The 11,047-nt window shown below is 71.9% G+C and carries 8 protein-coding genes and 1 pseudogene; 6 read left to right on the forward strand and 3 right to left on the reverse strand.

Going from position 1 to position 11,047, the window contains the following annotated elements; translation table 11 throughout:
* Positions 1-117 precede the first annotated feature (117 nt).
* From AB0M52_RS22750 to AB0M52_RS22765, 4 genes are all read left to right on the forward strand, one after another.
* Positions 118-1,173: a hypothetical protein gene (locus AB0M52_RS22750; RefSeq protein ID WP_363957000.1), complete on the forward strand. Its 1,056-nt coding sequence runs from the start codon at positions 118-120 to the stop codon at positions 1,171-1,173.
* Between the two features lie 173 nt (positions 1,174-1,346).
* The gene (gene trxB / locus AB0M52_RS22755) at positions 1,347-2,297 is read left to right on the forward strand and encodes a thioredoxin-disulfide reductase (protein ID WP_363957003.1); all 951 of its coding nucleotides are present in this window, start codon (positions 1,347-1,349) and stop codon (positions 2,295-2,297) included.
* Between the two features lie 30 nt (positions 2,298-2,327).
* A complete protein-coding gene (gene trxA, locus AB0M52_RS22760; RefSeq protein ID WP_363957006.1) occupies positions 2,328-2,651 on the forward strand; it encodes a thioredoxin in 324 nt (107 codons plus the stop codon).
* 202 nt (positions 2,652-2,853) lie between these two features.
* On the forward strand, positions 2,854-4,020 hold the full coding sequence (locus tag AB0M52_RS22765) for an N-acetylmuramoyl-L-alanine amidase (protein ID WP_363957008.1): 1,167 nt from the start codon (positions 2,854-2,856) through the stop codon (positions 4,018-4,020).
* A 60-nt stretch (positions 4,021-4,080) separates the two neighbouring features.
* Here the strand turns inward: AB0M52_RS22765 and AB0M52_RS22770 are convergent, their stop codons facing one another.
* The gene (locus AB0M52_RS22770) at positions 4,081-4,746 is read right to left on the reverse strand and encodes a GNAT family N-acetyltransferase (RefSeq protein WP_363957011.1); all 666 of its coding nucleotides are present in this window, start codon (positions 4,744-4,746) and stop codon (positions 4,081-4,083) included.
* A 306-nt stretch (positions 4,747-5,052) separates the two neighbouring features.
* Between AB0M52_RS22770 and AB0M52_RS22775 the strand changes: the two genes are divergently transcribed.
* Both AB0M52_RS22775 and AB0M52_RS22780 read left to right on the forward strand, forming a co-directional pair.
* On the forward strand, positions 5,053-6,366 hold the full coding sequence (locus tag AB0M52_RS22775) for a PLP-dependent aminotransferase family protein (RefSeq protein WP_363957013.1): 1,314 nt from the start codon (positions 5,053-5,055) through the stop codon (positions 6,364-6,366).
* An 8-nt stretch (positions 6,367-6,374) separates the two neighbouring features.
* Positions 6,375-7,364: a D-alanine--D-alanine ligase gene (locus tag AB0M52_RS22780; protein WP_363957016.1), complete on the forward strand. Its 990-nt coding sequence runs from the start codon at positions 6,375-6,377 to the stop codon at positions 7,362-7,364.
* Between the two features lie 254 nt (positions 7,365-7,618).
* Here the strand turns inward: AB0M52_RS22780 and AB0M52_RS22785 are convergent, their stop codons facing one another.
* Together AB0M52_RS22785 and AB0M52_RS22790 are read right to left on the reverse strand one after the other, a co-directional pair.
* On the reverse strand, positions 7,619-8,536 hold the full coding sequence (locus AB0M52_RS22785; protein ID WP_363957019.1) for a hypothetical protein: 918 nt from the start codon (positions 8,534-8,536) through the stop codon (positions 7,619-7,621).
* A 2,385-nt stretch (positions 8,537-10,921) separates the two neighbouring features.
* Positions 10,922-11,047, reverse strand: a pseudogene (locus tag AB0M52_RS22790) (chromosome partitioning protein ParB); the annotation flags it as partial.

Consider the following 11,047-nt stretch of genomic DNA (forward strand, 5'->3'; position numbering starts at 1 on the left):
GCCGCCGCCCCCCGACGCTCCGGACGTGCCGGGGGTCACCCGCGGGAACCCGAGAGCGCCGCAAAGCGTCCGATCGGGGTCGGGACGGTCCCGACCGGGTGCCAACCAGGAGGAAGCGTGAGTACCGGGGAGTTCAGCGGGGTCGACCACGACCTGCTCGCCGACTACCTCGGCGGCGCGCTGGACGGCACCCCGGAGGCGGCCGAGGTCGCCCGGCTCGTCGCGGAGGACCCGGCCTGGGCGCAGGCCCACGCCCTGCTGGCACCGGCCGTCGCCGGTGTCCGCGCCGAGTTGGCCGAATGGGCTGGGCCGGCACCGGAGATGCCGTCGGCAGTGGCCGACCGGATCCTCGCCGCGTTGGACGCCGCGGACCCCGCCGAGACCTCGTCCGCCGACGATCCGGAAGCCACCGGTGACCCCGACGCGGTTCCGATCGGCGCGAAGCCGGCCGCCGTGCCGGCCCAGCCGCTCGGTGGGCCCCGGCGGCCCAGCCGCACCATACGACCGGGACAGGAGCGGAGCGCCCCGACCCGACCCGGACGGCGCCGGCGCCGCTGGGCCCGGGTGGCCGGTCCGGTCGCGCTCGCCGCCGTGGCGGTCGTCGGGCTGGGCGCGCTCCAACTGGCCCGTCCCAACCAGGGTGTCGACTCGACGGCGGGCACCGCGCTGAGCGATCAGGGCGCGAGCCCGGTCGTACCCCACGCGTACGACTCCCGCGAGTCCGAAGAGCGGGCAACGGCCGCCGAGCCGGAACGGTCCTGGACGATGGCCCAGGGCCCCTTCGAGATCGTCAGCCCGCCGCAACGCAGTGGCACGGACTACACCCCGCAGGCGCTGGCGAAGGCCCGCCCCGCACCGACGATGGAGCAGTTCTCCAGTCCCGCCGGGCCCGGGGCCGCCATGGAGGACGGGGGCCGCCTCGCCGGCCCAGGTGACCTGGCGCGGCTCGGCGACCAGGCGGCGTTGAGCGCCTGCCTCGCCGAGATCAGCGCCGAGCACGGCGAGGAGCCGCTGGTCTTCAACGTCATCGATTACGCCCGCTTCCAGGGGTTCCCGGCACTGGTGATCCGTTTCACGGATGTCTCCGGCGCGTACTGGGCGTGGGTCAGCGGGCCCGAGTGTGGTGTCCCCGGGTCCGGCTCGGACACCCGTTACCGGACGCGGGTAGGGTGAATCGGCAGTCACCGTACGTTTGACCGTCCACGTGACGTGACCCACCGGATGACCGGCTCGGGAATCCCCGGTTCGTACGATGACGTTCTGCACATCAGTTGCCGCCGCGTCGGCACTCGGATCGGCATCGGCGGGTACGCCGGTGGCGGCAGTCAAACGATTGGGAGACGGCAGTGGACGAGGTCCGCAACCTGGTCATCATCGGCTCCGGGCCGGCCGGTTACACCGCGGCGGTCTACGCGGCGCGTGCCAACCTCAAGCCCTTGATCATCGAAGGCGTGCAGTCCGGCGGCGCGCTGATGACCACCACCGAGGTGGAGAACTTCCCCGGTTTCGCGGACGGCATCCTCGGTCCCGAGCTCATGGACAACATGCGCAAGCAGGCCGAGCGGTTCGGTGCCGAGTTCCTGACCGACGACGTCACCCGGGTCGAGCTCGCCGACACCGGTCACCCGGGCGCGCTGAGCACCGTCTGGGTCGGCGAGACCGCCTACCAGGCCAGGGCGGTCATCCTCGCCACCGGTTCCGCCTGGCGCCCGCTCGGCGTACCGGGCGAGCAGGAGTACCTGGGCCACGGCGTCTCCTCCTGCGCCACCTGCGACGGCTTCTTCTTCCGCAACCAGCACATCGTGGTGGTCGGAGGTGGCGACTCGGCGATGGAGGAGGCCAGCTTCCTGACCCGCTTCGCCGAGTCGGTCACCATCATCCACCGCCGGGACTCGTTCCGGGCGAGCAAGATCATGGCCGAGCGGGCGCTGAACAACGACAAGATCAAGGTTGAGTGGAACACGGTGATCGAGGAGATCCTCGGCGCGGACGGCAAGGTCTCCGGGGTACGGGTGCGGAACGTGCACACCGGCGAGGCCAAGGTGCTCGACGTCACCGGCGTGTTCGTGGCGATCGGCCACGACCCGCGCAGCGAGCTGTTCCGCGAGCAGGTGGAGCTGGACGGCGAGGGGTACGTGAAGGTCGAGTCGCCGAGCACCCGGACCAGCATCCCTGGTGTCTTCGCTGCGGGCGACCTGGTCGACCACACGTACCGGCAGGCCATCACCGCGGCCGGCACCGGCTGCGCGGCCGCCCTGGACGCCGAACGCTTCATCGCCACGCTGCCCAAGGACTGAACGAGACACATCCCGGAGGAGGGGTCAACAGTGAAAGCAACCAAGTCGGTCACCGACGCGAGTTTCGCCGCCGACGTGCTCAAGTCCGACAAGCCGGTCCTGGTGGATTTCTGGGCCGAGTGGTGCGGACCGTGCCGCAAGGTGTCGCCGTTGCTGGAGGAGATCGCCGGCGAGATGGGCGACCAGGTCAGCATCGTCAAGGTCAACATCGACGAGAACCCGGAGACCGCCCGCACCTACCGCGTGATGTCGGTGCCGACGCTCACCGTGTTCAAGAACGGCGAGCCGGTGCAGTCGATCGCGGGTGCCAAGCCCAAGGGTGAACTGGTGAAGTTGATCCAGTCGGCGCTCTGACCCCTCGGCGACGCAGCCATTTCGACCCCGTGCCGGGCTCACCGGTACGGGGTCGAGGCGTTTTTCCACCCCTGCGCATCGCCCAGCGCATAACCTCGAATCCGGGGGCCGCCGGACGCCGGTGACCACCTGGTCCCCGTCGCGGTGCCGTCCTGCCACCGACGGACCCGGCCAGCCACCGACCGTGCAGAGGGGGTCGTGCGTGCGTCCGATCCGTCCCGGTGACCGGGGACCCGCAGTGACCGAGATCCGTACGGTGCTGACCGGTCTCGACCTCCTCTCCAAGGCGACCGGCCCGTACCACGACGAGTTCGACGCGGCCACGGAACAGGCCGTGCGGGCGTTCCAGCAGTCCCGCGGGCTCAGCGTCGACGGCCGGGTCGGTGCGGAGACCTGGCGCGCGCTCGACGCCGCCCGGTGGCGCCTCGGTGCCCGGACCCTTTACCACGCCGTGCCGGTGCCGCTCACCGGCGAGGACGTCCGGTCGTTGCAGGAACGGCTGCTGGAGATGGGGTACGACGTCGGCCGGGCCGACGCCATCTACGGCGTACGCACCTCCCGGGCGGTGGCTCAGTTCCAGCGTGAGGTGGGGCTGACCCCGGACGGCACCTGCGGCCCGCACACCATGGGCGCGCTGCGCCGGCTCGGGCGCAAGGTGGTCGGCGGTCGGCCGCAGTGGCTGCGCGAGTCCGACGCCATCCGGCAGTCCGGCCCGACGCTGGTCGGCCGGACGGTGGTCATCGACCCGGGGCACGGTGGCACCGACCCGGGCGTGGTGGTGCCCGACGGCCCGCTGCGCTGGACCGAGGCGGACCTGGTGCACGATCTGGCCAGCCGGCTGGAGGGCCGGCTCGCCGCGTCGGGGGTACGGGTGCAGCTCACCCGTGGACCGACGCCGGAAACCTGCCTGCCCGACATCGACCGGGCACAGCTGGCCAACTCCCTCGGCGCGGACGTGTTCATCTCGCTGCACACCGACGGACACGCCAACCCGGAGGCCGAGGGGGTGGCGACGTACCACTACGGCACCGACAACGGGGTGACCTCGGCGACCGGGGAGCGGCTCGCCGGACTGGTCCAGCGGGAGATCGTGGCGCGTACCGGGCTGCGCGACTGCCGTACCCACGCCAAGGCGTGGGACCTGCTCCGGCTCACCCGGATGCCGGCGGTACGCGTCGAGGTCGGTTACCTCACCTCGCCAGCGGACCGGAGGCGGCTGGTCGACCCCCGCTTCCGGGACAAATTGGTCGAGGCGATCGTGGCGGCGGTGCAGCGGATGTACCTGCCGATCGAGCGCGACGTGCCGACCGGTTCGATCGACGTAAGCGAGCTGCGAGCGGCGGTCGCCGCGGGCACCGTGGTCGACTGACCAGCTCGGGCAACTGAACGGGCGGGGCGGCTGGGCGGCGCGGGCGCGGCGTCGGGCGGGTCAGCCGGCGGAGGAACGGGTGGCCGGGGTGGGGCGCACCGGGCGCAGCAGCGACTCCGGGCTCATCGAGCCGAGCAGCTTCTCCAGCGCGTACTCGACGTCCGACTTCCAACTCAACGCCGTACGCAGCTCCAGCCGTAGCCGGGGGAAGCGGGGATGCGGACGGACGGTCTTGAAGCCCACCGAGAGGAAGAAGTCGGCGGGCGCGACGCAGGCGCCGGCCGGATCGGCGGCGTCGCCGAACTTGGCGTCACCGAACGCCTCGATCGCCTTGATCCCACGCTTGGTCAGGTCGCGGGCGACCCCCTGCACCAGCATCCGGCCGAGGCCACCACCGGCGAAGGCGGGCACCACGTTCGCGGTCATCAGCAGCGCCGCGTCGGCGGAAACCGGGGAGGTGGGGAACGCCATCGAGCGGGGCACGTAGGCCGGCGGGGCGTACATGACGAAGCCGGCCGGCATCCCGTCGACGTAGACCAGCTTGCCGCAGGAACCCCATTCCAGCAGGGTCTGCGAGACCCACGCCTCCTTCTCCAGCCCCGGGTCGCCAGCGGCGCAGGCACGGTCGGCGGAAACCGGATCAAGCTCCCAGTAGACGCATTGCCGGCACGGACGGGGCAGGTCCTCCAGGGTGTCCAGGGTCAGGCTGACCAGACGTCGCGACATTGGCGCTTCCCCACACTAGGCTCGGCAGTGGGACCGGCCCGGACGGCACCGCCGCATCCCTGCCCCCGCGTTCCTGCCCCCGACGAGCGATCGTACGCCGTTGATCGGCGGTGCGGGAGAGGACGCGCGAATGCCCACCTCAGGTGCGCCCGCCAGGGGTCCGGCATGTGGACCCGGGCGTATTCGAGGGCGCGCTGGGCGGTCTGCGGCGGCTACCATCGACACTCGGCGCGCCGTGCCGCCATGGTCGCCGGTGTCCCGGGTACCCGGGACGAGAGCCGCCCGAGCAGCCATCGAGGTGATGTCATGACCGGCACGACACTCGACGACTACACCGACCGGTACGCCCGCCGGGTGCGGGGGATGACCGCCTCGGAGATCCGCGCGCTGTTCGCGGTCGCCAGTCGGCCGGAGGTGGTCTCGCTCGCCGGTGGCGCCCCCTACATCGCCGCTCTCCCGCTGGACGCCGTCGGTGAGATGCTCGGTCGGCTCGGCACCGAGCACGGGACCACCACGCTGCAGTACGGCATCGGCCAGGGCACCCTGGAGCTGCGGGAGCGGATCTGCGAGGTGATGGCCCTCTCCGGCATCGACGCCGCCTGCGGCGCCTCCCCGGAGGACGTGGTGGTGACCGTTGGCGGGCAACAGGCGCTCGATCTGGTGGCCCGGCTCTTCCTCGACCCGGGTGACGTGGTGCTCGCCGAGGGGCCGACCTACGTCGGCGCGCTCGGGGTGTTCCAGGCCGCCCAGGCGCAGGTCGTACACGTGCCGATGGATGACGACGGGCTGATCCCGGAGGCGCTGGAGACGGCCATCGCGGACCAGGCTCGCGCTGGCCGGCGGGTGAAGTTCCTCTACACCATCCCGACCTACCAGAATCCGGCCGGCGTGACGCTGACCGAGGAGCGGCGGGAGCGGGTCCTCGACATCTGCGAGCGCGCCGGCCTGCTGGTCGTCGAGGACGACCCGTACGGCCAGCTGGGCTTCGAGGAGGAGGCACCGGCGCCGCTGCGGGCGCGCCGCCGCGAGGGGGTCTTCTACCTCAGCACCTTCTCCAAGACCTTCGCCCCGGGGCTGCGGGTCGGCTGGATCCTCGCGCCGCACGCGGTACGCGACAAGCTGGTGATCGCCAGCGAGGCGCAGATCCTCTGCCCCAGCGCGTACGCGCAGTCAGCCGTCAGCACGTACCTCAGCACGATGCCGTGGCGCGAGCAGCTGAAGGTCTACCGGGAGGTCTACCGCGAGCGGCGGGACGCGATGCTCGCCGCGCTGGCGGATCTGATGCCCGCCGGCACCCGGTGGACCACTCCCGGCGGCGGTCTCTTCGTCTGGGCGACCCTGCCGGACGGGCTGGACTCGAAGGCGATGATGCCCCGCGCCATCGCCGCCCGGGTGGCGTACGTGCCGGGCACCGGCTTCTACGCCGACGGCACGGGCAACGGCCACATGCGGCTCAACTTCTCGTTCCCTCCGCCGGAGCGGATCCGGGAGGGCGTCCGCCGGTTGGCCAGCGTCATGGAGCAGGACATCGCCATGCGGCGGGTGTTCGGCGCGGTCGGCGGGCCGGGTGCCCGGCGTGGCCGGGCCGGCTCGGACGCCCCAGGACCTGACTTGGCATGATGCCCGGCATGGGTGCCACCGCTGCCGAAGAACCCGTCGAGTCCACTTCCGCCACATCAGACCTGCACGTGCTCGTGCTCGCCGGCGGTCTGTCGTACGAGCGGGACGTGTCGCTGCGCTCCGGCCGTCGGGTGCTCGACGCGCTGCGGGCCGTCGGGATGGAGGCCGAGCTGCGCGACGCCGACGTCGCCCTGCTGCCGGCGCTGGCCGCCGATCCGCCAGACGCCGTGATGATCGCCCTGCACGGTGCCACCGGCGAGGACGGGTCACTGCGCGGGGTGCTCGACCTCTGTGGCGTCCCGTACGTCGGGTGCGACGCACGGGCCTCCCGGCTCGCCTGGGACAAGCCGTCGGCGAAGGCGGTGCTCCGCGAGGCCGGCATCGCGACCCCGGACTGGGTCGCGCTGCCGCACGACCGGTTCAGCGAACTGGGCGCGGTGGCCGTGCTGGACCGCATCGTCGACCGGTTGGGGTTGCCGTTGATGGTGAAGCCGGCCCAGGGCGGTTCGGGGCTCGGCGCCGCCGTGGTCCGGGACGCCGCGTCGCTGCCGGCCGCCATGGTCGGTTGTTTCGCGTACGACCCGACCGCGCTCGTGGAGCGCTACGTGCCCGGCATGGACGTGGCGGTCTCCGTCATCGACCTGGGGGACGGACCGCAGGCCCTGCCGCCGGTCGAGATCGTGCCGCGCAACGGGGTGTACGACTACGCCGCCCGCTACACCGCCGGCCGGACCACCTGGCACACGCCGGCCCGGCTGGAGCCATCGGTGGCCGAGGCGGTGGCCCAGGTCGCGTTGGCCGCCCACACCGCTCTCGGCCTCCGCGACCTCAGTCGGGTCGATCTGATCGTGGACTCGGCCGGCCAGCCGCACGTGCTAGAAGTCAACGTCTCCCCGGGGATGACCGAGACGTCGCTGCTGCCGCTCGCGGTTCAGGCGGCCGGGCTGGACTTCGGCCGCGTGATCAGCAGCTTGGTCGCCCGCGCCGCCGCTCGCTGACGAACCGCATCCCGGATACCGCCGTGGTATCCGGAAGACCTCCAACGCCGCTGGACCCGCCGCCCACCGCACGGTTCCTACGGTCTCTGCGGGGCTTTGGATCCGGCGACGCCCGCCTGCGTCCTGCCAGCCACGGCTGCTCCTTCGAAGGGCCGTCCGCGCCTAGGCGAACGGCCCTTCGAAGCCTTGGGGAGCCGGCGGGCCACCCGGTCAGCGTCGTTGCCGTCCTCGCGACTCCCTTGGACGGCGCGCGCTCAGGTGTTGGTCGGCCTGCCGGCCGGGCTGGCCGCGCCGTCTGACGCGCCGGCCGACTGTGACTCGGCGCTTCGGTCGGCGGGAGTCCTCTCCGCGCTCGTTGCCAGCGCCGCCGCTTCCGTGCCGCGGGTTTTCGCGGTCGCGTCCGCGTCGGCGGTCTCCGTCTCCGTGTCCGACGCACCGGTGGTCGCCCGCTGCGATGGCACGGGACGGACCGGCGCGGGAGCTTCCACCGCCGGCTTCTGCTCCGGCGACGTGCGCTCTTCCTGGCGGAGGCCGCCGCCACCCTGACCACCGCGGTGCTCATCGTCTTCTGCTGCCGCCTCCGGACCGGCTTTCGCCGAACCTGCCTCCGGCAGCGCTTCGCTGGCGGTCCTGTCCGGCGGGACAGCGCCGGTCGCCGTGGACTCCTCCGGACCACCCGGCACGTCGGGTAGCTCGACCCCCTCCCCGATCGCCTCCAACAATGACCCGCCTCCGGTCCTGCGACCGGGCGGCGTGCTGCCTTCGGCCGGCGTCTGCCCCTCGGCGGGGGCTGACTGCGCAGCGAGGCTGGACGGAGCCTGCCACTGGATGCGGGGCGGCTCGGCCAGGGGCCGTCCGCCGAACTCGGCGAGCCAGGCAGCCACGAGGGCCAGGTTCTCTCGCCACGTGTCCTCGGAGATGGGCGGCAGGATCGAGTCCCAGAGGGAGAGGAAGGTCCCGCGGAGCTGGAGTCGCCCGTACGGGCGGGCCAGGAACCACATGTGGAGATGGGCCGACCCGTCTCCCCAACGGTTCACATGCACCCGAGCCACCCCGTCCAGCGAACGGATGGCCCGCTCGAGTCGTACCGTCATCACGCCCAACTCGGCGGCGAGCAGGTTGGGTAGATCGCCAAGATCCAGGTGCGACCGCGATTCAAGGATGAGGACCATCGGCAGGCCGGTGGGGCGGTCCATGGCGCGTACGCGCCACCGGTCGCCGACCCAGATGTAGGCGTCGTCGGGTGCCTGGCAGGCGGTGCATTCCCGGTGGGCCTCGCCCTTGCGGGGCGGTTCGACCGGGACCGGGTCGTCGAGTCGCTTGACCCGCAGGTCACCCTCGAAGGGAAAGGACGGCCACTGGGTGAAGTCCGGGACTGAGGGAGGGGTGTCGTGCACGACGCTGACCCTAACCGAGTCCGGCACCGCTGTCCCTACCTGAATCACGTTCCGTTTCACGGAGGCTCGGACGGCCGACAGTCGACCACTCAACGACTGTCCCCAGAGTTATCCACAGGCCGTCGAGGTGCCTGAAGTCGGCTGTCATCCACGGTTCAACAAGGGGTTTCAGCCCTTCGTTTCACGTGAAACGGCGACGGCCTGTGGAAAACCGGTGTGGATAACATCGGGGTGCCGGCACCGTCGTTCCGAGCGGGTCGACAGCCACGCCGGGGGCGGTCTCGTTTCACGTGAAACAGGGCCTACCCGTGAGGCTGTCGCCCGCCGGCCCCCTTGCCGCACCGCCTGCCGGAGACGCCACCTGGTGACATCCACCACCCCACGACGATCCGTTCCTGCGACGGCGGCCCGAGCACCGGCGGGACGGGCGGTCGAGCTACGGACTAACGCCCCTCGCCAAAGCCAGGCACCGTTTCGAGGCGGAGGCAATCGGCCGCACCGGGACGTGGCACAACGGACGTGGCCGCCGTCGGCGAGCGTGGTCCGTCCGATGCCGTGAACCGCACCCACCCCGGGTGCCGCAGGGCCGCCACTATCCCCCGGCGTAAGTCACGGCGAGCACGGCGCGTTGACGGCATGGGGAGCCAGGCCGTGTCGAGCTGACCCGTTCACGGCAGCGCTGCCCGGCTGGCCGGGTAGGTGCCGGCGCGGCAGCGGGCCTTAGCGGGCCCTTCCCATCCGGGTCGTCCAGGATCGCCTGGCGCACTTCTAGCGGGCGAGCTGAACCGCCGGCACCATCCCTCAGGGCCGTGGCCACGGAACCAGGACCAGAGTCGGCGGCCGTTGAAACCGAGCCCTCGGTCTTGGGGCTGCTTCGTGCCGACCGGCATGTACAGCGCCGGCAGGCGCTCGGCGGGGCCGGTGGGCGCAGTGCCCGCATGGAGGCGGACCGGCATCAGGCGGCCCCCATGAGGCGGGCGCGCTTGAGGCGGAGCGTGCATGAGGCGCAGATCGTGGATGCCGCAGGGCTGGCGCGTTTCACGTGAAACGAGGCCGCCCTGGATCGGCAGCTTGCCGGCGGAGCGGCCGTACCACGAGGGAGCGCAGCCCACTCGAGGCCATCAAACCAGCCACGGCTGCACCGGTGCCAGCCGACGATGAACAGCCGCTCATGCGCCGATGCCCAAACGGCCCCGTGTCGGAGCGGCCGGCCGCCCCACACCGCTGCTGAAGTAAAGTTCCGCGCTGCCGGCCAACCGTCGCCCGAGTGGCAGACCACGCGCGGCGCCGACTAAGCCCGTTCCATGCCCCGGTAGAGCGAATTCCACGCCTGACCCGAGCAGCCGGGCCCGCTCGGCGATCGGTCACCGCCGTGGCCGCCCCAAGGCGGTCGAGACACCGGGTCCGGCTGGCCGCCGGGACCTTCGGCTGGATCGGTGTGGCGGTGACCGTGAGGCTGTGCGCCCTGGAGCCAGCGTCCAGTTGCTCCTCGATGACACCGGCGGCTTGAGCGCGCCCTGGCGGGCCAATTCCGACCATGGCGGCCCATCCGGTTCGCCTGGCCCGTGGGCTTCACCCGGCCATCAGCCTCACCCTGCTGTCGGCTTCACCCGGCCCGCCGGGCCTCACCGGTTAGCCAGCCACTGGGCCGCTCGTCTCACCAGACCGATCCGGGCCGTTACCGGGCCGGGTAAAGCCGGTGGACCCGGTAAACCCGCCTGGCCCGCCAACCCATGCCAGTGGGGCGGTAGGCCGCGTGTGAGGCGCTAGGGCGGGCTACATGGCATTCGGCGCTGTCACATCGGTCAGCACCAGACCGACGATCCCGTTAAGTGCCGGCGCTCCGTCCGTTCGGTTCGACGCCATCTACAGCCACCGCGACGGCCTCGCGTCACGACGGCTGGTTCGCTGCGAGCGGCGCGGATGGCAGGGCACCACGGCGGGGCATCCGCAGGCCTGCTGCCGGCGTCGTGCGGGCCGGTAAGCGGGCTACCCGCCGGCAGTCCCGGGCCGGGCGTCTCAGCCACGACAATCACGGGCGGTACCGGCCCCGGCAGCAAGAGGCTCGCGCCAGCGGGGAAAGAGCCACTCAGCGACAGAACGGCCGCGCGCTCGCATTGCGAGGGCGCGGCCGTCAGAGCCGTCAGGTCTCCAAGCGGTTCAGCCTTCCGGCTCCTCCTGCTCGACCCCGATGATGCCGACGATCCGCTCCAGGTCGTCGACGGTGGCGAACTCGATGGTGATCTTGCCTTTGCTCCGGCCAATGTCGACCTTCACGCGGGTGTC

Origin of the sequence: Micromonospora sp. NPDC051296, from assembly GCF_040682255.1 — a bacterium.
GTDB classification, from domain to species: Bacteria; Actinomycetota; Actinomycetes; order Mycobacteriales; family Micromonosporaceae; genus Micromonospora; species Micromonospora craterilacus.

What these genes read in the sequence shown, in the direction of transcription:
- AB0M52_RS22780 (WP_363957016.1), top strand. Translation starts at nt 6,375, where the DNA reads ATGGGTGCCACCGCTGCCGAAGAACCCGTCGAGTCCACTTCCGCCACA.
- AB0M52_RS22785 (WP_363957019.1), bottom strand. Translation starts at nt 8,536, where the DNA reads ATGGTCCTCATCCTTGAATCGCGGTCGCACCTGGATCTTGGCGATCTA.
- AB0M52_RS22775 (WP_363957013.1), top strand. Translation starts at nt 5,053, where the DNA reads ATGACCGGCACGACACTCGACGACTACACCGACCGGTACGCCCGCCGG.
- AB0M52_RS22770 (WP_363957011.1), bottom strand. Translation starts at nt 4,746, where the DNA reads ATGTCGCGACGTCTGGTCAGCCTGACCCTGGACACCCTGGAGGACCTG.